The sequence below is a fragment of the Microvirga splendida genome (assembly GCF_016427565.1).
Lineage (GTDB): Bacteria > Pseudomonadota > Alphaproteobacteria > Rhizobiales > Beijerinckiaceae > Microvirga > Microvirga splendida.
Map to the genome: position 1 here is coordinate 81,056 of NZ_JAELXT010000017.1, position 22,558 is coordinate 103,613.

12 protein-coding genes are annotated in these 22,558 nt (G+C 56.6%); 8 read left to right on the forward strand and 4 right to left on the reverse strand.

The features are described from left to right. Window positions 1-120 precede the first annotated feature (120 nt). Window positions 121-6,261, reverse strand: a complete 6,141-nt coding sequence (locus JAO75_RS15950) for an AAA family ATPase (RefSeq protein WP_199050121.1) — start codon at window positions 6,259-6,261, stop codon at window positions 121-123. Between the two features lie 246 nt (window positions 6,262-6,507). On the opposite strand from JAO75_RS15950, the gene JAO75_RS15955 reads away from it, so the two are divergent. From JAO75_RS15955 to JAO75_RS15980, 6 genes are all read left to right on the forward strand, one after another. After that, on the forward strand, window positions 6,508-6,858 hold the full coding sequence (locus JAO75_RS15955) for a hypothetical protein (protein WP_199050122.1): 351 nt from the start codon (window positions 6,508-6,510) through the stop codon (window positions 6,856-6,858). A gap of 57 nt (window positions 6,859-6,915) precedes the next feature. After that, window positions 6,916-8,961, forward strand: coding sequence for a type IV secretory system conjugative DNA transfer family protein (locus tag JAO75_RS15960; protein WP_199050123.1), 2,046 nt, complete (start codon window positions 6,916-6,918; stop codon window positions 8,959-8,961). Window positions 8,962-9,155: 194 nt separating this feature from the next. Further along, a complete protein-coding gene (locus tag JAO75_RS15965) occupies window positions 9,156-9,629 on the forward strand; it encodes a hypothetical protein (protein WP_199050124.1) in 474 nt (157 codons plus the stop codon). A gap of 11 nt (window positions 9,630-9,640) precedes the next feature. Next, window positions 9,641-10,861: an AAA family ATPase gene (locus tag JAO75_RS15970; protein WP_199050125.1), complete on the forward strand. Its 1,221-nt coding sequence runs from the start codon at window positions 9,641-9,643 to the stop codon at window positions 10,859-10,861. Window positions 10,862-11,254: 393 nt separating this feature from the next. Then, a complete protein-coding gene (locus JAO75_RS15975; RefSeq protein ID WP_199050126.1) occupies window positions 11,255-12,091 on the forward strand; it encodes a hypothetical protein in 837 nt (278 codons plus the stop codon). A 660-nt stretch (window positions 12,092-12,751) separates the two neighbouring features. After that, complete coding sequence (locus JAO75_RS15980) at window positions 12,752-15,319, forward strand: hypothetical protein (RefSeq protein WP_199050127.1); 2,568 nt, start codon at window positions 12,752-12,754, stop codon at window positions 15,317-15,319. 350 nt (window positions 15,320-15,669) lie between these two features. Here JAO75_RS15980 and repC read toward each other — a convergent pair whose 3' ends face one another. Together repC and JAO75_RS25580 are read right to left on the reverse strand one after the other, a co-directional pair. Next, window positions 15,670-16,824 carry a plasmid replication protein RepC gene (gene repC, locus JAO75_RS15985; RefSeq protein ID WP_199050128.1) on the reverse strand — a complete coding sequence of 385 codons (1,155 nt, stop codon included), beginning with the start codon at window positions 16,822-16,824 and terminating at the stop codon, window positions 15,670-15,672. A gap of 715 nt (window positions 16,825-17,539) precedes the next feature. After that, entirely contained in the window at window positions 17,540-18,442 is a 903-nt protein-coding gene (locus JAO75_RS25580; RefSeq protein ID WP_485020553.1) for a helix-turn-helix domain-containing protein, read from the reverse strand. Between the two features lie 601 nt (window positions 18,443-19,043). Between JAO75_RS25580 and JAO75_RS15990 the strand changes: the two genes are divergently transcribed. Together JAO75_RS15990 and JAO75_RS15995 are read left to right on the forward strand one after the other, a co-directional pair. Then, window positions 19,044-20,159 (forward strand): hypothetical protein, encoded by a 1,116-nt coding sequence (locus tag JAO75_RS15990; RefSeq protein WP_199050129.1) that lies wholly within the window; start codon window positions 19,044-19,046, stop codon window positions 20,157-20,159. 430 nt (window positions 20,160-20,589) lie between these two features. Continuing rightward, window positions 20,590-21,414 (forward strand): restriction endonuclease, encoded by an 825-nt coding sequence (locus tag JAO75_RS15995; protein WP_199050130.1) that lies wholly within the window; start codon window positions 20,590-20,592, stop codon window positions 21,412-21,414. A 13-nt stretch (window positions 21,415-21,427) separates the two neighbouring features. Here JAO75_RS15995 and JAO75_RS16000 read toward each other — a convergent pair whose 3' ends face one another. After that, a complete protein-coding gene (locus JAO75_RS16000; protein ID WP_199050131.1) occupies window positions 21,428-21,901 on the reverse strand; it encodes a sigma factor-like helix-turn-helix DNA-binding protein in 474 nt (157 codons plus the stop codon). Window positions 21,902-22,558 lie beyond the last annotated feature (657 nt).

The window sequence follows — 22,558 nt, forward strand, 5'->3', positions numbered from 1 at the left end:
CCTTTTCATGCCAGGGGCAAGGCTAACAGGTAGGAACTACATGCTTTGTGCTCCGTTCGAGGGCGGAGCCGTCCGCCACTGTCTAGAGCGTCGTCAATCTAAATAGGATTCGCTTCATAGTCACCTCTGCGCGGTTCGATCGGACGCGAGTTGCTGCTCATTCTGTGAAAGTTCGTCCAGCCGTTCTTCCGCTCGTTTGTCGCTAACCAGATCCCGAGTGATGTTGCGAGTGGTCTTGGCTTCCTTCTCGAGCGTCCTGGCCTCATCGGCTGCCTTTTTGAACCCAGCCGGATCTCCCTTTGCAAAGGCCTCCTCAGCGGAGCGTTTGGCCTCGTGCATTCGTTGGTGGCGTGTCGCTCGCTTCTGCTCATGAGTTCGCCGCTCGTGGCGGTCAATTTCGGCCTTGGCTGCTTTCTCGGCCGCCTCCGCTTTCCTGATCGCCTCGCGATCTCCTGAAGTCCTAGCTGCTTCGCCAGTCTGAACGCTGGCTCGGAACTGTTCGGCGGCCTCCTGAAGGTCACGCGTCTTCACGCCGTCGTCGCTCCGGCCGACACTAGAGGTAACCTGGCGGCCATGCTCCACGGTTGCAGGTTGCTCGCTCTCGTCTGCAAGCGTCCGCTGCCTCTCATTGGCTCGGGCAGCCTCAACCTTTTCAACGGCGCTCCGGGCAAGCTCAAGACTGATTGCCGTCTGAGCCTTGGCAGCCTCCAGCCCGATCCCGAACTCTCCGGCGCGTGCCTCGGTCAGATCCCATTCAATGTTTCTGGCGAGAGTTACGATTTCCGCTTTTGAGAGGCGGGTGGAGGGATCTGAGCTGTCTGGGCGCTCCCTGATGATGACTTCGGCAATCGCGCCAAGCCGCATGTTCTGCCGCTGCCAATTCTCCGGCTCTAGAGAGACACCAACCTTAACGGCCCCATTGTCCCTCTCGGCGCGAGAGATTAACCTGAGTTCAAAACCCCGCTGAAGTTTCTCCTGCTCAACAAGTCGGACGCGATCTGCCTCAGACAAACCTTCGATCTGAAGCGCCCGCTCGTATCTGGCCATTTCCTCATTGAAAACAAACTTGGCAACCTCGCGGTGGGAGAACTTGCTTTCATTCACCTCCTGCCTGGTCTCCAGATAGGGCCGACTGGCCTTCCGGGTGGCCTCGGTGGCTGCCTGGTAGGCCTCCTGGGCTTCTATGGAACGGAGCCCGGCAACGATCTCCGACCTCGAAAGCGTTGCAAACTGAGCGGCTCTTTCATGAGCTTCCCTGATCTCATCCGGCTCGGCTACCAGGGCGACCCGGGCTCCTCTGGATCGGCCCTGGTCGATCAGGTCTGTGACCGTTTCCAAGCGCCGATCTGCCAGCGCGTGAGATTTCATCTCCTCGTTAATCCGTACCGCTTCTTTTTGATCGATGATCCCAAGTTCCGCGGCCCGGGCAGCGGCCTCTAGACGGATCAATCTTGTGGCTTGCTCGCGGGCGAGGCCTTGCTCCGCCAAAGCACGCGCATAAAGCCGCATCTCGGCTTCGTGAACAGCAACGCGGGCCTCGTCAATCTTCAGGGACTTGTAGGACGAAAACAGAGGCACTCTGGCCTTCGTAGCCTGTTCCATTGCGAGGGACCGTTCGCGGCTCGCTAGGAGTTGCTGAACATCCACTGGCTGCCGGCGCATTTGACCAATGGCCTTAACGTGTGCGGTCGCTTCATGTGGCAATACTTCCGCCAGAAAGTCCCGATCTCCTTCCAATGAGCCATTACGGGTCCTGAACCTGTCGCGCCTTGTTGTGATGGAGGTGGCCAGACGAGCTGTCTTTACCTCACGGCGGATGAGGGTCTTGAGGATCCTCCTTTGCTCGCGTGAGAGGCCCAATTTTGCAGTTTGGACATCAATCCCGAGATCGGCTGCCCGTTGGGAAAACTCCCTCTCCACAAGGAGCGCGCGACGGTCCTTGTCTAGGCCTATCTGCCAAAGAGCCCTTTCATAGCGCCGCATTTCCTCACCCAGGACTCGGGATTTGATATTGTCCCAGCTCAACCGGGCTTTATCGACGCGCCCGTTTGAGGCCCCGCCGAAAATCGCATCAAGGAAGGCTTCCCGATATCTGGCACGGTTGACGAGGCGCTTGATCTCTCTGGCGTCCAGCCGAGAATGTTGAGCCGCCGCAGCATGTGCTTTCCGCTCGCCTTCGGAAAGATCCGACATCTCGACGCGGGGATGAGCCCGAAGGCGGCCGTTCCGCTCCTCCTGGAGCTCACGAACCCATTGATCGTTGCTCAGCACCAGGCCAGCCGCTTGGTTACGGGGGCCACGCGGCCATGTGTTCATGGCAGCTTGCGAGCGTTCGCGCAGGGCGGCCCCGCCTGAGATATCGGCCTCTGCCGAACTCTCCTGCTCCGCCATGACCTGCCGGAGAGCTTCCTCACGAGCTGACTTAGCGGCTGTCTCGCGCTCCTGGCGAGACTGGAGGAGCAGTTCCGGCGCGGCAATAGCCCGGGCGGTGGTCACCGCTTCCTTCTGGAATAGGTTTTCGCTGGCGCGGATCAGGGCTTCTGTCCGATCCTCGAAATCCTCGGCCGGTGTTTGTATCGACGCCGCCGTCTGGTCCACATATCCTCGAGCCTGCTCCCGAACCGGACTGATATAGGCTCGCCACTCGTCCTCGGCGTGGATCTCCAACCAATCCAGCGCCCGGCGCTCGCGCTCAGCCTGGCCCTCGTGAAGAAACTCAGCGCGGATCGACTCCAGCCGTGCCCGGCTCCAGGCGTCGAACTCTTCAGGGGCGATAGCCCTCCCTGCTAGCTGCTCTGACGCGCGATCCCGGAGAAGGTCTTCAGGGGTGACGGCTTGTGCATTTGGCTGTCGCTCGTTCCCAGCTGTCGGCTCGATGGCGACAGGCAAAATTGCGCCCTGCCCGGCCTCGATCGCGCCTCTTGCCCTGCCCTGCTGGCGAGCCACCCCACGCAATCCGGCTGTGTAATTGCGATACTTTAATCTGCTTTTCGGGGTTAGTCCCTCTTCAGCCTCCGCACCTGCCGCAAAGATCGCAGCCGCGAGCTCGCGGGCTTTGTTTCGGGCTTCCAAAGCCTTCTCCTTATCGCCAGCTCTTTTGAGCCGGTCGATTTGGCGGCTCAATTTGTTGAATTCCATAACGGTGCTTGCCTCGAGATCGGGGCTGGCCTGCTGCGCCGGCCGATCTGCCATTTGACCTTCAGCCTTTGCCTGCTCGCGGTGTGCCCGACCTTGCTTCTGGATCGCTGTCCAAGCGATTCCGGCTTCCCTCGCAAAGGAGGCGTGCGAGGTGCGGTCCTCGGCAATATCGGCCGCCAATGCATCGCGTTTCTGGCGCAATTCCGTGTAGGCGCCCCAATTTGGATGCTCTGCTTGGCGCGTGGGGTGAGTTGATTTGATCTCCTTCAGCATGGCATGAGCCTGGGTGTGAAGCGCTGCATAGGCCTCAATTCTCTCCCTGGCTCTTTGCTGCCGGTGTGTCAGGACCCGCTCCGTCTTTCCGGCCTGCTCGTCGATAAAGTGACGGGTGACGCCGGCCTGCTGAGCAAAAACCCGATAAGCCTCCCAATCCTCCGAGATCTCGACCGCTAGCCTATTCCGCTCCGCCTTGAGTTCTTGGGATGCAGCCCATCTCGGATGTTCTGAGATGCTCTCTTCGTACTGATCCGCCCACATCCCAATATCGGCCATTTGGGCGGCGTAGGTCGCGCAAACCCCGCGGTAACGAAATATGACCTCCCGGTATGGCTCACGCTCTGTGCTAACGGAATAGTCGTCTGCCAGGCCTTGCCTACTCTCAACGCTCATCTGCCCAACGAGCGCCCGGCGGTCATCCCGGAAGGTCTCATAATCGGCATAAATCTGGAGCACATGCCGGTGCCTGGTGAGCCAAACAAGAGACAGCGCCCGGTTCTCGTTACCGGCATAATGCGCGTGCCAGTCCACCGTCTGGCCCTGCGATTTGTGCACGGTCACAGCATAACCGTGCGCCAGTTCAACGCCGTCCACTCCGGAGAATTCGAGTACCCTCCCGGTCCGGGCATCCTCGATCTGAGCTCCGATAACTGCACCAACGGTATTGAAAATTAACCCTCGGACCGTGCCTCTCTGTCCGTTCTTGACCCCAGCCGCTGCTGTCTCCCCGACTACGATTCCGATTGAGGCATCATTCTTGAGGAAAACGACTTCATCACCGATCGCAAATCTTCTTCCGAACAGTTCCGCCTCCGCCCCGAGAAGACCGGCTTCCCGCAGCCTCGCCCGGATGCTGGCATTAATCGCCTCGACGTCTGCATTACGATTGGCGGTGATGAGCATTCCGCGCTGCCATTTAGGCAACCCATCTGCATCTGCTGCAAGCCGTTCACTCACGTAGTGGTCAACTAACTGGGAGATAGCCTCCCCTTTTGTCTGACAGAAATGGAGCTGCCCCTTACCTTCGTAATGGGCTATCGCCTCCCCGACACGGCCCTCCACCATTGCATAGGAGGCTTTCAGGTCGGATTCCTTCTGTCGGGTAATCTCCCGGAGGAAGGCGGCTCCATGCTCGTGTTTCAGAAGCCGCAGTGCGTGGCCGGCAGAAACGGAGGAGAGCTGTTCCGGGTCGCCCACATGGATAATTCTGGCTCCGGCGGCAACGGCGTGCCTCTGCAAAATCTCGACTTCTCGGGTTCCGACCATACCGGCTTCATCCACGATCAGAACATCACCAGCCTTAAGATGGTTTGCCTCGAAACGGGCAAGGCGCCGCTTCATTGACGCCCGGTGCCTCTCGGTCATTTTGGGATCTTTGAGTTCAGATCGTATCTTCGCCGCGGCCTCATAACTGAGTATGATCTTTTGAACCGTCTGGGATGCAATGCCCGCTTCCGCCTCAAGGTTCTCGGCCGCAATTGCCGCCGTTGCCGCGCCTCTGACGTTATGTCCAAGGCTGGCGAAATAGGTGCGGGCGGCCTCCAGAAGGGTCGTCTTACCCGCACCTGGCAGACCCACAATGACTGACAGATCGCCTGCCGAAGCGATGTGCCCCAGCGCCTCCTTCTGCTCCGCCTTGAGGGAAAATCCTTTTTCCTTCTGGAAGGCAGCAATAGCGCTCTCGAGGACTGCTCGTTTATCGTCACCGAGACCTTTGTTGCGCTCTGCAAGCTGCCTTGCACTTGCCTGGAGCGCTACCTCGGCCTGCTTATACTCCGCCGAGGTGTAGGTCTGAAGACCTCTCATATCCTCCCCAAGGCAAACGACAATGCCGTCACTATGGATGCGCTCCCAGACAGGAGCGAAGTGCTCATCATCCAAGGTTCGGCGCTGTATGGCCGCCCTCAACTGCCCTTCTGTGAGAGTGGCGGTGTTGGAAAATGCTTCTCGAATAACAACATTTGGATCAGCTAGAACGAGTTCAGCATTGGCAAGGCGTCTCTCCTCATTCTCGGCGATCCGCTCCTCGTTTGCCTTTCCTGGTCCATTGGAGACCTGCGGAGCAAACTCAATCCCCAGCGCAACAAAAGAACGATGCTCGACGTGAACACCATTGATCCCACGCTCAGCGAGTTTTGCATTCTGACTGGCTGCTGCTCGCTGTCGCAACTCCTTTTGGAAGGACCCGAGCGCTCTTGCTGGCAGGTGAACGATTGCCTCCTCACGCCGCATCTCCGGAGTTGAATACGACGCGTATTTGCCAAGGAAACCTCCATTCTTGAGGGTGCGAGCTGCCGCCTGAAAGTGAAGGTGTGGCTGCCCCTCCTTGACGTGCAAGGCCCACTCAACGACCATTCCACGGTCGACGAAGTGCTCTTTCAGAACCTGACGAGCAACCTCGATTTGTCCGTTAATGTCGAGTTCCCGGGCAAGGGAGATATGCCCTTTATAGGCAAGATGAGCAGATTCCTTGTGCTTCTGTGCGAGCTCGGGCCGGCGCCTATAATGCTTATCTGCCCATTTATCCTCGTCGGCTTCGACGCGAGCCCATAATGTCTGTCTGTCATAGACCCATTCTGGCGCCCCCACTGGAGCGAGTATTTCCGTGAAGCCCAGATCGTCACGAGCCGTGAAGTTTCCTGAGCGAGTGGCGTAGTCAGAATTGGCCTGAAGTGCAGAGCTAACCTGACCCAGTCCCTGCTTGCGATAGTCCCACTGAGCCACCTCTTGGCCGTTCTTCACCTCGGTGAGTGCAGATCGGGTGATGTAGGCCGCGCTCGCGGCGACGGATGCTCCCGCGCCGCGCGATACGAGCGACGAATGAGTAGAGAGATGATGAGTGCGCATATCATCTAGCCGCCGGCAGGGCCCCTATTCGGCATATTGCGATCCGCACCGCGGACACAGCCTCTATGACAGCCACAAGCTTAGCAGTAAAGGCATGTCGTGCAATATGCCAGTCTGTGCACCTTTTCAAATTCGGTTTGGACTACGCTCCTTGCTGAACGCTAAGTACCTTGACGGCGGCGAGAATTATTCCTAAAGCTTGGCCGTTTCCACATGGCGCCTCTGGGCGCTCAACTGAGGTAGGCTATGTCTGAATTTGCATCGAAGTTGGCGGAGATTGCAGCCCGGAAGGAAGCCATCGCCCTTGAAGAGAAGCAACTGACTGAGAAGGCTACAGCCGAAGCCGGAGAACTCGTTAAGGAGGCAGGTGGCCTGTTTCTGCCGCGTGAAGTGATCCTCGGTGCGATCCTGAATGCTGTTCATGGTGGAGAGCAGGTCCAAGCTAAATTCCGGGAGGTTGCGGAGCGGCACTTTCCCAGCGCTAGGCGCCGGGGCCGCAAGCCCAACATCTCCACGCCTGCTCCGCCTGATAAGAGCGCAGTATCGGCTCAGCCGGCAAATGAAGGCGGTGCAAGCCCGATCAGCGCGGCGGTCTAAAGGCTCGCGATTCCAAGACACCGAAGAAGCCTAAAACACGGGCCTGGGGTCAGCATTATGGGGCGAATTCTCTACGACCTAACGAAGGCGCTCTTGCGCTATTGTTGGCCTCTCCTTGTTTTCTGGCTCTGGCTGTTCATCTTCGAGGCGCTTTTAGCTCCCCTCCTCCCAGCCTCGATGCTTCCCGCCATCCGCATCGCGACGCCTCTCCTCCTGCTGGGCGTTACGATCCTTATAAACCATAAGCCGCTGATCGCCTGGTGCTCTCTCCTGTCCTTCTATTATGGAGCAGATGCGCTGCTCACGATCTGGGGAGCGGCCGCCACCGCCTCGGCTCAAGGATATTCAACCTGGGCTATCCTTAGTGCTCCCGGCTGGGCAGGGCCGACTTTTCTGGCCCTGCTGTCGATCGTTGGCAGCGCCACCGGACTGGCAAAGGTCTGGGCTCCAATCCGGTCCCTGTTCGCGGGTTTGTCAGGTCTGAAAGGCATGTCGTCCGGCTTTGCTAGGGAGCAACCTCCTGTACGAAATGACTTGAATGTACAGCGGGTTGACTCCGACCTCTACGGGAATGCGAATTGGATCTCGCACGATAGGATTTTCGATAAGGTTGCCGTTCCTCATCCAGGTGAGGTGGCTCGTCCCAACCGTATTGAGTCGGGAATAATCGTCGGGCAGAGTGGAGCCGATTCAAGCTCTCCGCTCGTCATCATGCCTCTTGAGGCGCACCTAATTACGATCGCCCCCACCCGCACCGGCAAGGGTGCCGGCTCTATCATAACCAACCTGCTCTCCCCTGCGTTCGAAGGCCATACGCACGGTCAAAAAGCGCAATACAGCTGGCGCGGCCCAGTGGTGATTATCGATCCAAAGAATCAAGCGTTCTTTGTCACAGCGGATCGGCGCGAGCAGCTTGGGCGGCGGGTCGTACTCCTGGATCCTTACGAGACGGCTCTGAACCCGAAGCCTGGGGATAAGAGCATCCGGAGGCAAGCCTCAGATACTTATAACCCGCTCGACTTCGTCCGCCGCGATGAACACCAGGTAGCGGATGTTAAAGCTCTGATCGCTGCCCTTATCATTCCACCACCGGGCACAAAAGATCCTTTCTGGGTGAACTCCGCTCGCCTCCTGGTTGGTGCCCTGGTGCATTGGGTAATCCGAACCGAGCCTCACGAGCGGTCTCACCTTGGAACGGTATTCGACCTTTTCAATAAGCCACGTGAGATCCTGAACGAAACACTCGATGAGATGATTCAGGTCGGTCAGGACAATGGCGCGACCGCCGCTGATAAGGCTTGTGCTGCTGGCGCGAAGGCTATCAGGGAGGCTCCCGACCAGACACAAGGTTCGATCTATGCGACCGTTTCGGAGGCTCTCTTCTGGCTGGCAACTCCTCACCTCCGGCGGCAGATTGAAACCTCGTCTTTTGAGCTCGAGGCGTTGAGCCGGAATGAGATTGATATCTTCGTAGCAGTTCCGCCAAACAACATAGTTGATTGTGCTCCCTGGCTCCGGATCTGGACAACACTTCCTATGCGCCTAACCGCTCGGCCCGGCCTGCTGCCCGAGGAACGCGTGCTCCTGGTTGTTGATGAGGCTCCCCTCCTCGGCAGGCTGGATGCCATTCGGGACGCTTTTCGAGTGAGCGCAGGCTACCGAATCTCGGTCTGGTTAATTGGCCAGACGTACCACGGCTTGAAGGACGCTTATGGCGAGGACGTCCTGGAAGACATGATCGGCAATGCCGAGTTTGTGCAGTTCTTCGAGGTTTCTCCGAACGACGACAAAACTGCCGATCGTCTTTCCAAGATGCTCGGACACATCACCGTTAAGAAAGAGACTAAGAACACAAATACTGGCAACTCGGCCAGAATGACGGATGTGTTTTCCAACCTTTCTGAGGGGATGGGTTCAAGTGAGCAGCTAGAGAAGCGAGCACTTATGACGCCCGACGACATTCGGGCCCTGCCGTCGGATGTGGTCATTATTAACTCGCGGTCACCTGGGTTGAAGGGACCAATCCGGACCTTCCAGAGCCGCTATTTCCTCCGGCCGGATACCAAGCCCTTGCTCGGCGTCGATCCGTTCCGCGGTGACTAAAGCACCCTTGTTACTTCCCAAAGGTCTTTCCTATGCCGTTAAAGCACAGACCCTCCCGCTCGCCAGGTGCCGCTCGAGAGCGTTCGTTTGCAGGTTTGACTTCTAACAATTCGACCAAGATAAAAACTGGCGGGTCATTGCTCCTAACCCTTGTGGGTGTCGCGATCCTCACGGTCGTCGCGGTTACGTCCATAATGCCGAAAGTTGCAGCTATGGTCGAAATTGGAGCGGATCGCATTCCGTCCACGGTCGCCACAGTCCGCCAGAACGCGTTCGAGGCAATCGCTGCAAGTGGAGTTCGCCTGGAGCGCGTTCCTGCAGAACAGATCTCTCAGGCCGTGGGTGAGATGAAGCTCGACGCGGCTTCTCAAGCTGTTCTCATGCAGCAAATCAAAGCTGGTCGGGTAGCGCTTGCTTTCGTTCGCCTCTGGGATGACCAAGCGGAAGACGAAGATGTGATCCAGGTCGCGAGCGGCGGCTACTCTGTAGCTGTCAGTTTGACGAAAATGGGATCAAGAATTGCGATCCCACTGGTAGGAACGCCGATCACCATTACTGGGCAGCATGACGGCGGCGGCGGTATCACGGCCGGCATGGAAACGAGCTCCGGCGAGTTGTTCACACCGGTTATCGGCGTCGGGCAAACCCTCAGAATCCCTATTCTCTGAGGTGCCGTACTATGAGCGCTCTTTCACGTGTTAGCCTTGGCGGTCTGATCATCTTTCTTGTAGTCGGATGGTTCGTCTGGGGCTTCCTAAGCGGGATCGCGGATCGGTTTTATTACCTTTTCCTGTTCCTCACCCTCACTGTCTGGCCGATTGTCGCCATTGGGTGGCTCCACGAAGCGGGAAAGACGGCCTCGCTCATCAATAGACTTCCCGAATTATGGAAACCTAAGGCAATGGATATCCTCGATAAGCTCACGAATAAGGGTAAGCTGGAAGCGCTGGTGAGGGCCCGCCAGACATCGGAACGTATCAACGCGGAGGACCTAGCGGCCGCTGTCTCGCAGCAAGTCATAGGACAAGGCGAGGCTATCAGGGATATTGCGCAGACGATCCGGCGCCGGCTCGCAATGATTGAACGGAATACACCCGTGGGTGTCTTCCTACTGGCCGGCCCTCCAGGAACCGGGAAGTCGGAAGCAGCCAAGGCATTCGGTCGTGAGTTGAAGCGCGGAGTCGAGATCTACGATATGTCGATGTACTCGGAGCCGCACGCCGTCTCCTCGCTGCTGGGTGCTTCCAAGGGCTATCAGGGTGCAGACAGCTATGGGGCTCTGACAGGCCACCTACGCGATCACCCTACGTCCGTGATCATTCTTGACGAGTTCGAGAAAGCTCATCCGGACGTGATGAAGAAATTTCTGACGGCTTGGAATGATGGCTTCCTTACAGAGGCCTCGGAAAGCGCGAAGATCGACACGACCAGAGCCGTTTTCTTCCTCACCACGAACGCCGCTGCCTCGAAAATCGGCGAGCTGGCCCGGACTGTGACCAACCCGGACCAATGCAGGCGTTCCGCTACCAATCTTCTCAGGGAGGCTGGATTTCCTCCAGAGGTACTGTCCCGGATCGACGCTGTGTTCAGCTTTACCCAATTGGAAGGCCTCGACGTCGCCCGCGTTGCCGCAGTCCATATAAAGAAGATTGTTCAGAAGTTTGGCCTCAACCTGGTGGAGGATGGAACCGGCGTCGGTGCTGAGATCCTATTGGAAATCATGGAGCGATCGGAAGTGCTGCAGGATGCCGGCGGAATGCGAGCTGTCATCCGGGTACTCGAGGAGAAACTCGGAGAGGGCTTAATCGCGGCAAAGGATGCCGGGGCCAAATACGTCCGCCTTTATGATGCTGGCGGCGAGGTTCCCGAAGTTGAGCCGGTTTTTGATGAGGCGGCCTAATGAGGCTCCCCATTCCTCAAACCGCGTCACGCCTCTGGCGCGACTCTATCCCCTGGCGGGTTTCCGTCATCGTCGCCTGTGCCAGCACCGGCATGTTGATGATTGCTCCAGCAACCTCGCCTGCACCGTCACCGGTGAAGCCAAACCCTGTGGTTTCCGGGGCAAGCTATTCCGCTCCAGCTAACCAGGTGGGGACTTCTCCTGCGGCTCCGCCCCCCTCCCCGTTTTCAACCGGAGTTGGAGCGCAGCCCCAACCTCAGCAACAACAGCATAAGCCGAAGGAGCTGAAAATTGCGCCTGGGATGTCAGGCGTGGAAGTGGATCTCCAGCGATCGGAAAAGAAGCCCGATCAGAAACAAGAATTTGGAACGTTCAAGGTAAATTGAGGAACCCATGACTACCATCCGCAATACCCTCGCCGCTGGTCTTTCTTTTGCAGCCGTCCTGATGAGCGTCGCTCTGGTCAGCGCTCAGACTGGATCCCCCGCCCCTACTCCAGATCCTGCTGTGCTAAAGCAGATCGAGGAGATGCAGAAGCAGCTTGACGCTTTGAAAGCACAAGTCGGCGTGGTCCCCGAAGCGAAGGCCGGTTCGGCTGGTCTGGCTGCAACTCCAAAATCTGAAAACTCCGCTGCAGGCGTCAAAATGGCTGAGGGCTGGGTCGGGCGCGCTTACCTGACGAAGACAATCATCGACCAGTACGGGAGCCCCACTGAACTGGGTGGCCTCGAAGATGAGCCTCTTAAGGCTTTTGTGGTGAAAGACTCCGCATTTCCTCTTAGCAAACTAGCAGAGGCAACTAAGAGCCTGCCTCAGGGCAAGCCCTACGGATATAATCTCCAGGGGTACTTTGAGGCCAAGAAAGACGGGAAGTACGGCTTTTCCATTGAAATGACTGCGAATGTGCCTGAGCGAGGAGCTAAGGTTGGAAACTACCTGGTAAACTCGGATCAATGCTCCACTGCAATCAAGATTGAAGACCAACCAGTCATAGAGCAACTGGGGAAAGTTGGCCGTTATCAGGAGACGATCTACTCTATCGCCGGATCTGGGTCCGTCACCTTGTCGCCCGGCATTTACAAGATCGACGCAACTATCAACTGCATGGGTCGCGCCTATCACCAAGCGTTTGATGCAAACTGGTCGCTTAAGGTACGCGAACCGGACGCAATGGAACCAAGCGTGCCAAAGGCTGGCTTTTTGATGCACAAGCAGGCCAAGTCCTCTTAATGCCACGAGGACCGCGTATATCAGTTGAGGAGCGCCGGCTGCAGTACGCAGCTGGCGTTTCTCTCCCGGGGAAGCTCAAACAGATCTTTACCCCTGTTCAGCTCGCGGTGTTAGGGGTTGTAGAGCAGAAGGCGCGAGACGGGGTGTTTAAGGGAGGCCTTATTCTCGCGGCTGGCCCCGTAGCAGTTTCGAAAGCGACTGCACTAGAAGCTGTAAGGTTAGCGGTTGAGATGGGGCTTATGGTCTACGAGCCTGGTCAGGGTCCAAAATCCGCCACTATGCGTCTTCTGTGGCTCAATCATCAAGACGCCTAAATCGACCTTATGGCTTTCCACCTCAACGGAGGTGCATTCCTATTGATCGTTACGCAACAGCTGTAACATAGGACTGTGTCGGTCATCGTGAGGAGGTGAGCGATGGAAGACGACGTTTGGCAACCGACGTGTACTTGACGTGGGAGCCGAATGAGGAGCGTCACCTAGCGGCTTCGACGCTGCGGCGCTGGCGTCTACCACTGAGCCGCTACTCTCGTCCGATAGGGCCCGCATGGTTTTGCATGCCTCATCGGGCTTGCCGGATAAAAAACACTTGGAGGCTTTGATTTCAGTCGCTATCTGGGGTTCTAGCCGGGCAGCGTGAGATCGGAGGCTGGTTCTAGCAATGAAATTTCATCCGGATGGTGCCCCTCGAGACACTAAGCTCAATGGATTCGAGAATGCCTTTCAAAGAGCACGTGCTCGTCAGCAGAATAAGGGCACCCGCGATCCACTAGCGGACGATAAGGCTCTAATCATTCAGAAAATTGTATCTCTCCAGAAGGAATTTCAGAGTGCGTTACAAGAGGAACTAAAAGCAAACAGGGATCGCATTGCGAGCCGGCTCGCAGAAATAGGGCATAGATCACGTAAATCGGTCGTGTTCGATCCTAGCGAACCTGTTGTGTTCTTAGATACGGAGCGGGCAATCGCGAATGTTCGGAACAGTTCCAACGCGCATCATATCAATACACTCGCGAGCAAACTCCGCGACGGCGGCGTTGGTATTCACACCAATCAAGTCCGTACAATCGTCGCATGTCTCATAGAAATGGCTCTTAATCCGAATAAGTCTGGCGTTATTCTCGGGCCGATGCAATCAGGCAAAACCGGCACTGCCTTAGGCGTTGCAACATTCATTGCCCCAATCCTCTATTTACTCTCTGGAATTAGATTCTATCCCCTGTTTTTGACAACCAACCAAATCAGTCATCGCGAACAGACTGAGGAGGAGTACAGAAACGTCCGTGAATTGTATGGTGACATCGAAATTCTTGTAGGAGAATCATCACTCACTCCACATAAATACTATACCAGCCCCGATTTCTTCAGCTTCGCATATGCAACCGCGAAGCAATCAGGTTTTGCGCACGACGAGCCAATTGACCCGCGCTTTGACGCATATCCATCGCCCAAAAACTATCGCGATGTAGTCATGGGCAAAGCAGCCCTGGGGGACAGTTTTGTTCTTCCGCCTGTAATCTTCGGTCGGAATCCAGGTAGGTCTGTGCGAGATTTACGGGAGACCATGAAGCGTGCATCGGACCATGGCTTCAGCCTTCTGCTCCTTATGGATGAGCCGCAGTACGGCGCGATTGGTGATGAACCCGTTGAAGGTCAGAACAGCAAAGGGCAGCCGACTCTCTATGGATGTGTCACAAAGCAGATCCTTCACGGCATTAGACGGGAGGTCATGCGTTCGGACTCCGGGAAGCATATTCTGATCGGCTTCTCAGCAACGCCATTTGAAATGCTCGCCCGCGATTTTTTCCTTGTACGGTCGCGCTTGTCAAAAAATTATGTTGGCCTGAACATGTGGAACGGTTCAGCAATCGATCCGACGGTTGGGCAGGACCAACGCCCAACCGTCCATCGTTTGTCTAGTCTAGTACATCTGGATCCGAATATCCGAGACTTCGCCAAGTTTCTTGGTGCAACAACACGGTCTCAACGATTCATTATGGGTTCCGGCCTTCCTCTCGAAAAGGTGCAGAAACTGGCAGGGAAGATGTTCTGCCGCATTGTGGAACATCTACTTAAAGACCGACCAGGTGCTGGCGTGTGTGTGCGTTTCGCAAACAACAATTTGGTGACCACTCAGCTTATCAGGAATATGGGCTTAGACGAACACTTCGAAGTCTGCCGGTTTGATAGTATAGGTGGATCGGGCAAATCAATCCGGCGGGAAATTGCACTTGCGCGTCCAATAGGTAGGAATCGTCTGCTCGTAACAGTCACAAACAAGGCGCGTATGGGCGACAATTTCCCACGTGAGATCGAGTTGTTCCTTGATTTCACAGGGGGCAAGACCGTGACGCTAAATGCACTTCTCCAAGGTCTATTCGGCCGGGCATGCGGTGAGGCGAAGTTCTTCTCACAGGTGGTACTTTCTGACGACGCTGTGGATACCCTCGAGGCGTATATCAGTAGTATGGGGAAGATTGTTACCACGCCGTCACGTGGGGCTATCCAGATCCAAGAATCCGACATGCTGGATGCACGCGGGCGCGGCACAAGACTCATGCGCGTTGGTATCTATGGAGAAGGAAGTAGTGACACCAAAATCAGAGCATTCTTAGACGACGTGACAAAGAGGATTGTTGCTCCCCGCTTTGGTAACAAATCCGGCAAACTGGGACGCTCCAGCGAACGAAGCGAAGTCGACCTCTTACCTTTGCTACGTAAGCATAAGATTCTGGAATACGTGTCGAAGAACCAGGAGCGGTTGTTTCCACAATACCGGCCGATGGAGATCGCTTTCCCACACGAGAGCCTAGAAATGAGGAACAAAATCTATTCTTGGCCTATCAATCCAGTCAATGATCTGGTTGAAGTCACGTTCCGGCACGTGACCCATGCCCTTGCTGCAAACCGAACTCCGAAAGTAACTTTTGCCCATCTTGAGAAGGCCCGGCTTGAGGGCCGTGCAGACCGTGGCAAGGGAAACAAACTTCATATTCAGATCAATCTAATGAAGGTTGATGAGCAAGGAAAGGAAATTCCAGACAGCCTAACTCCAGGCTACTGGAAAGCATACAGCGTGACGTTTCCTCTTAAGCATGAAGTAAGCCGTAGAACCGTACGTAATAATAGCGGCCTGGCTCTCCCACGTGAGGAGACTTTCACCAACGATGCCCTTCATGACGATGAAATCGATATCCGCAATAATGCACTAAAACGTGAAGGGTATTGAAGTGATACTTCGCTCGATATCTACGACGAGCACATTGAGCTTCTCATGCATGAACGCTGGACTCGAGGTCTAATGAAAAGCCGGAATCTTTCACAAGCCGACCGATTCATGGCCGTAATTAATCGCATCGAGTGCGCTTGCGTCCATAGCCTTCAAAGACCAGTCCGGTTCTCTATGTCCGCACCAACAAGGCCCGTGGCTTGATGAAGTGCCATCGCCAAGGGCGAGACCAAAGCCCCACCCTGCCGGGCTGGTTTCACGAACGTTTGCAAGCCGGCATCTGCGCTCCTCCGGAATCTCGATCGGCCTCATCATCCAGCAGGGGCAACGACTGCGCACAGTTTCTCTCCCTATGACATCCGTCGCCTCCTCATGGCCAGGAGCTCGACGGTGAGGTCGATCTTGCCGGATTTGACCATGCGCGTGAGGGCGCGGAAATAGCCGCCCGGGTTCTTGATCCGGCTCTCACCGCCGTTCTTGGCTGCGTCATCCTCATAGAGCTGCAGGACGTAGATCACCGCGATGGCCGCCCTGGTGGTGCCGATGTCCTCCACGGCCTCGGCCCAGGCGCTCTCATGCGCCCCGAGGGACGCTCGCAGGTAGCGGCCGGCTGAGACGATGTCTGCCAGATCCCGGACAGGTTGGCCGTAGTCGCTGATGGCCGGGCAGGCCTCAAGGATCAATTCCGGTGATAGGTGCTCCGAGGGTTGTTCGGTTGAACGAACCGCCTCAGCTTTCTTCGGAAAGCCTTTGTTACAAGGCTCACTAGGAGATCCGTTGTTGTTATTAGTGTGGAGGACTCCGAGTCCGGCTTTGCCCGTCTCATAGAAGACTTCCTCAACATCAGTTCTCAACAGCTGCCAGGCGTCCAGTAGATCGGCTGGCAGCGTGATCCTGGACCGGGGTGGCGTGCAGGCCTGGAGTGTCTTCAAGCGCGCCTCCAGCTCGGACCGATCCACCTCGGGGAAGTGCTCGGCCAGCGCACTCAGGGCCTCCTCGGCCGCGCGGCGGCAGATTGTGACCTCATCGAAGGCGCGCTTCTGCACCTCCCGGAGCTGCTTTTGCTCCATGAGTACCACCGCCCAGTCGCCCCGGCGGGCATAAACCGGGGTGAGATCGAACCCGAACGCATCGACCACCTGCCCAGCGAGATCCTTGACGGCGTAGCGCTTGCCATTGGGCGAGTCCTTCGGCGCGATCAGCTGCAGGTCGACCAGCTGGCGCAGGATGCGCCGGATCGCCCGCTCGGTCAGGCCGGTGCGGCTCATGAGGTAGTCGTTGGACGGCCAGACCAGCAGCCGCTCCCATTCCTGCTCGCCCCAGCAGGCCACAAGCTCGGACAGGATCGCCCGCTGGGCCGGTCTCAGATCAAGGGCCTTGCCGGCGTCCCGGGCAGCCGCCGAGAGTTCTTTACGTGTGACTGTGCGCCCGTCTTCGAGCGCAAGCTTCCTTGCGGCCAGAGCGGCATGTCTCAGCCGCCGACCTCCTGACGATGCAAGCTGCATCGTACCCTCCTATGTGAGGGCAAAGCGGGAGCGTTCACCGAAACCGATGCTCTTGACACTCAGCTTGTCGGGATGGCATAAGGATGCTGCTACACATTCCTTTTGCCCACCCCTCGGTGGGTCTCCAAAGGCCCTCGAAGTTTCCAGCTTCGTGGGCCTTTTGCTTTGCCTGGGTTACGTCACTGTCTTCGCCTCCTTGCGAATGAAGACCGTCTCAAGGGCATGGGTGACAGCAACTTGCCGAGACGGATACGCACCACTCTCGACGGCTTCATCAAGTGCAGCGCCGATTGGTCCTGAGAGCCACAGGTTCATCTGCCGATCGCCTCGCTCTTTGCGAGACTGTCGGAGTCGCTGAACCCGTTGGCGCCGTGTGGTATCCGCCATGACACACCCATGACTCTAGAAACGGTTTACAGCGTTGCCCGATTCTCAGTGGGGTGTGGAGTCATGTGGCAAGCAGAAACACTGAATCATCGAAGAAGGCTTTGGAAAACTTCGGACAATTCCGGTTGCTTTTGGAGATGGCCGAGTCAAAGCGAGGCGCGTCGATTCGTTCCCAGGCAATAATCTCGTCCACAGGATAAGAAGAACCCAAATATTCGCCGATTCGTTTACATCCAAGAGGACAGCAGATTCGGGCAGATGACTCTGCTCTGCAGGGAAGCCGCTTTATGTCGAGCAATCTTACTGGATCCTGGAAGCGCGATCTCACCTACACGCCGGGACAGGCACACGAAATGGATCCTCCAGTATCCCGAGAGGTCGCCGAACCCGGGAGCTCTTCGCAAAAAGCTCGACAGCTCCCGTGATGATCAAGATGGATAACTGATGCCGCAAAATCTCCGGGGCTTAGACGCTTCAAATGGAGAGCCAGGCCGATGCCGTTTTCGGGCAGATCTATACGAGGCCACGGCCGAAGTGGCTCTGATGGGCGCACCCTTCGCTTCGGACATCCCTTGAGCCTCAGAGAGCCCGGGCCTTCGCGATCACGGCCTTCCCTTTGGGTGTGAGATTTCCCCCTTTCTTTTGAATCTGTCTCATTGGTGGGCGAACAAATTTTCGCACCCTCCCCATGCTGAGCAAGAGGTTGAGCGTCTTCCTTTTGAATAGGACGGACCTCAACCAGGTTGGTTAGGTAAATCGTTGTCCGCCCAAGCCGATCCGGGCTGGAGCGAACCAGGAAGCCAGCCTGCTCGAGTTGGCGGTAATGGTTCTGGATAGTCCTTGGAGACACGCCGAGATCGGCCGCTAGCCACGAAGTGCATGTCTGCAATTGCTTGTGCCGGCCGCAACGGGAGATCAGGTACACTAAGGTCGTAACCGCTCCAGTGCTCAGCCCGGGATGAACCAACACATCGATACTGAACCGCCGAACGTATCGACTGAACGAACAGCGGCGCCGAGACAGACGAGTCCGACGTGTCACTGCGGGGGCTCGGGGACGCAGCTCCTTAGGCCTAGCCTCCCGCTCCGGGAGCTCGAAGAACGCCGCAACCTGATCCTTCGTCCAGCGGCCCTCGCGGATGCCCTGTTCCGCGATTACCGCTTGCTGAGGACGAGACACCCTTCCCATAGCCTGCAGAAGTTCGAACGCACTACTCATAGCCAGCCTCATTCTGAAACTGACCACTAAAAGCTAAACCTCTGGACTTACTGTCAAATTTCTCAGCGACGTTCAGTAGGTCTGACCCGCGGACTCAGTAGGAATGACGCGCGACCTCGGTAGGTCTGACTCGCGACCTCAGTAGGCTTGAGTCGCACTCCTCCCCATGCGCGATCCAAACCTACTCCTTGAGCCGCCAGATTCGGTAGGTTTGACCCGCACGTCTGGGGAAACCGAGTCTGATCCTCTGCCCCGGCTCCTGTCGGGGAGGTTTGAGTCGCGATCGCCTCCATCGTGAGATGGTTTGAACGGCACTTAGGATTGCGACCATCACCTCCCCACCCGGCTAGTAGGTTTGACTCGCACTTAGAGTGTCGGCTTGAAATCGGAGATTCCCCAACCGCTTATGACCAAGTCCTCGATTCGCTGACCGAGGAGCCTCTCGAACATTCGCCAGTCCCGTAAGCGCGACCCAGACCTACTACAAGCGCGATTCAAACCTACTGAATGTGCGGCTTAGACCTACCATGCGCCGCAGCAAATGCAGGTGGTTCAGCGATTTAGCATTGTATGGTTTGAAGTCCTAAGTACCTTACCGGCGAGGAGACCCAGCATGTCGAAGGCACTGAAGCCTAGGACCATCATCCACGAAAGCCTGCAAGGCGAGCTGTGGGTGGTAGAAGAACCCGGAATCACTAATACGATCTCGTTATGGGACGTGGCTCCCCGTTCCATTCCCTCCCGCGCCTCCGACGATCTCAAGGACGGGAAATACCTGAAGACCTTGGAGCGGACATTCACGCTCGCGGGCAAGGTCTATCAGGTCACCCTCAAGCCAGCCCGTATCAAGGACAAGAACGGCAAAGAAAGCGAGCAGTACCCTGGCGAGCGCGAGCGGCTAGTCGAATGGGTTATCCGCCGCATCGCAGCGATGCGGAACCGTATCAGCCTCAGCGCTAAGGACGAGGTCAATGTCTCGTTCAGCATCAACGAGGTAAAGACTGAGCTCGCCCGAACCGGACACACGTACAGCTACTACGAGATCGTCGAGGCGCTCACCATCCTACACCAGTCAACCGTCGAAATCATTCGAACTGATGTCGGGGATGATGGCGAGATCCATGAACGCGTGATCTCGAGCGCTGCCTTCCCCCAGCTTGCATTCGCCAACAGGGGCAAGGAGCGTGCCAAATCGACGGTCCAGTTTAATTGGCTCGTCTCGCAAGCCATGATGCATCTGGACTTCCGTCAGATGAACTACGAAGCCGTCATGAAGATGCGTGGGCCGATCGAACGTTGGATTTACATGCGGCTCAATCACGATGTGCTTTATCATCGCATGAACCCGCACATGCACGTGATCTATGCCCGCGAGGTCATTGACGGATCGGCCCTTTCAACCAAGCGTCCGCGTGACGCAATGCGCCGCATCACAGAAGGCATGGAGAACCTCAAAGCTGACGGCGTTATCAAGGAGCTCCAATGCGATGACATCGCCGAGGGCAAGCGCAAGGTCGATATCAAGTATACGATCACAGTCTCTGACACGTTCGTTGAGGAAACATCGCGTTCCTTGCGTCGCGCCAATGAGAATATCGCGGATTACCGAGCGGTTGTCGGCAGTGATCCAAATGGTTTCGTCCCTTCCGATCCGATCAAGAAGGAAAAACTTCGCCGCCTCCGCACAAAGCGCTTGGCCGATCAGAATGTCATCGAGCGACTTCTGTAACGTACGCACTAAGGTCCCTCGAAGTGCAGCTGATGTCTCCTACAGAAGTGGAGAATGTTGGGTTTCGTCCAAGTTACTGAAACGGCGTCGACTAACACTGTGACGCTCCCATGGAATGGTGGCTGAGAACGCAACCGTCATTCGGGCGAAAGAGCACCGCGCCAACCGATGAGGCACCAACGCTGTTAGTGAGTAAACGCAGTGCATGGCAAGCCAGAGAGTTGATAATCTTGCTTCATACGGCGTTCTTCGTCGTCCAGCGAGATGAGACCAGCTCTGCCGAGGAGTTGCGAGTGTCGCTGGTCAAATCCTCGGCCGGAACAGGATCGCCAGGCAGTAGCAGTCGAAATATTCTTGTGAGTCCCCGGCGATTTAACTTGGGGCAAAGCGGTCGGTAACCGCGCTCAGCTATCGAAAGCAGCTGACAATCATGGCGATCACCGCCATTTGCCCGGGAAAGGGAATGTTTCGGTACCTTTGGAGACATAAAGCGTTCAGCGCTGTGCTGCTCCTCCTGTTCGGGGCCGGCTTGTACCTCAAGCCAATCGCCGCCTGGTGCGGGTTGGCGCTGCTGCTCTTCTTGCGCCTGACGAAGGTCCACTCGCATCTGCTGATCTATGATCTGACAGACCGGGCGGCCTTGAAGCATGTCCGGACCTTGGCGACCAAGCGCGCACATATGATCTCGCCGGACGAGTATGGGAACGTCTCCGAGGAGACTTGGGACAAGCACCTGAACACCTTCATCAAGAAAACGCTCCTGCCGGAATTCCAGCGCAAGAAGATCGACCACCTACTCGCCAAGGATCCGAAACGGTACGTCGCCCGTCTCAGAACACGAATTAACTGGATCATCGACAGATACCAACCGGCTGAGCCGGAGGTTGAGTTTGACGATGCGATGACTGGTAGGGAGTTTGAACTCTACTGCCGGGACGTTCTCCAAGAGGCAGGATGGCGCGCTGCGCTTACTCCAGGCTCAGGCGATCAGGGCGCCGACATCATCGCAGAAAAGGAAGACCGCCGGGTTGTGATCCAGTGCAAATTCTACAACGGCACCGTCAGCAACAAGGCGGTTCAGGAGGCCTATGCCGCCGCTGCCTTTCAGGATGCACCCTACGCGGTTGTGGTCACCAATTCAGTCTTCACCAAGTCGGCCCACCAACTCGCGCACAAGAATGGCGTGCTGCTGATGCACCATTCCGACCTGCCGCGGCTTGAGCTGATTGTCACCAGCGGGGCTGGGTCGTGCTAATACAAGATTCCGTTCAGTCGCCTGATACCTTGAGGAAGTCGTCGATCGACAGCTGTGCGGGACTAGCCGGCTTCGCCTTCGGCTTTTTGGGGCCTTCCTCAGCACCCGTTGCAACGAGCTGTTTGCGAGGGATGGGCGTATCCTCGGATTGCATTCGCTTCATCCGGGCTTTTGCCTTGTCCCGTGCTAGAGCCTCCTCGGACTGCGGATCTTCGGTCAGCCATTTCCCGCGCTTGATGACCTCATTCACACGACCTTGGTTGATCCCCAGCTGGAAGGCAATCTCCTGCTGGGTCATGTCGGTGGTGTTATGAAGCTCGAGGATCTTGCGGGCGAGTTCCGGTGTCATCTTGCGGCCGGAGACGCGACGAGCCGGAGCGATCGACCGTGTCTTCTTTTCCTCCGTGCGAATCTTTTCCAGGAGGGCCAGAGCCAAGTTCATGCCTTGGGCGCGCAGGGCTTCTTCGAATTGCTTCAGCGTAGCCAAAAGAGAGCCTCCTAAACTCCTGCCCCGATGCACCCACATCGGTTCAGACTGACTTTTGAACGACGAAGAGGCAGTGAGATGGCCCGTCAGCCCCGCACGGCTATCCGGAAAGGCCAGCCCAATGAAACCGACCGGAACAGAGTAGAGTCTCAGTCGGGCTTTTCAAGCTCGGCTATTCCAATTGGTTGTTGATTTGTTCTTATTTCACTGCTCCCGACCATGGTCGGTGGTCACTTACTCAACCTATAGGCGGGTTAAACCCCGTGTCCAGTGATACAATCCTCTCTATATACAACCACTAATTGAGCGCCTTCACCGCAGGACCTAGGTCTCAAAGCACATCTGAAACCTATTTTCTTAGGTCGGTTCGAAGCCTTGCCTTAGAAGAATTAGAGTCTTGACGCGACCAGAAGCCTAAGGGTCCCGCATACTAAGCTTGTCATAGGAAGACCCGCACAGGCTCTATTGCCCGCAGTCCCTCACAACTCTGAGAGATCAAAGGTATGAAGCCTGAGTTTAGGGATTTTTCGGATGAGTGTTCTTAGGCTCTTCAATTTGCGTTTTACTCGAGGTCGAAATGGAGCTATGATGGATTTTGGGTGACGGGGCCGATCAGGCGGCGCTGTTTGCCGGCATCGGAATGACCTCAGTGCCGTC

Bases quoted from the DNA above. Each gene is read 5' to 3' on its own strand.
- JAO75_RS15970 (WP_199050125.1), top strand. From the start codon at position 9,641: ATGAGCGCTCTTTCACGTGTTAGCCTTGGCGGTCTGATCATCTTTCTT.
- JAO75_RS15965 (WP_199050124.1), top strand. From the start codon at position 9,156: ATGCCGAAAGTTGCAGCTATGGTCGAAATTGGAGCGGATCGCATTCCG.
- JAO75_RS25580 (WP_485020553.1), bottom strand. From the start codon at position 18,442: ATGAGGCTGGCTATGAGTAGTGCGTTCGAACTTCTGCAGGCTATGGGA.
- JAO75_RS15980 (WP_199050127.1), top strand. From the start codon at position 12,752: ATGAAATTTCATCCGGATGGTGCCCCTCGAGACACTAAGCTCAATGGA.
- JAO75_RS15995 (WP_199050130.1), top strand. From the start codon at position 20,590: ATGGCGATCACCGCCATTTGCCCGGGAAAGGGAATGTTTCGGTACCTT.
- JAO75_RS15975 (WP_199050126.1), top strand. From the start codon at position 11,255: ATGACTACCATCCGCAATACCCTCGCCGCTGGTCTTTCTTTTGCAGCC.
- JAO75_RS15990 (WP_199050129.1), top strand. From the start codon at position 19,044: ATGTCGAAGGCACTGAAGCCTAGGACCATCATCCACGAAAGCCTGCAA.
- JAO75_RS15950 (WP_199050121.1), bottom strand. From the start codon at position 6,261: ATGCGCACTCATCATCTCTCTACTCATTCGTCGCTCGTATCGCGCGGC.
- repC (WP_199050128.1), bottom strand. From the start codon at position 16,824: ATGCAGCTTGCATCGTCAGGAGGTCGGCGGCTGAGACATGCCGCTCTG.
- JAO75_RS15960 (WP_199050123.1), top strand. From the start codon at position 6,916: ATGGGGCGAATTCTCTACGACCTAACGAAGGCGCTCTTGCGCTATTGT.
- JAO75_RS15955 (WP_199050122.1), top strand. From the start codon at position 6,508: ATGTCTGAATTTGCATCGAAGTTGGCGGAGATTGCAGCCCGGAAGGAA.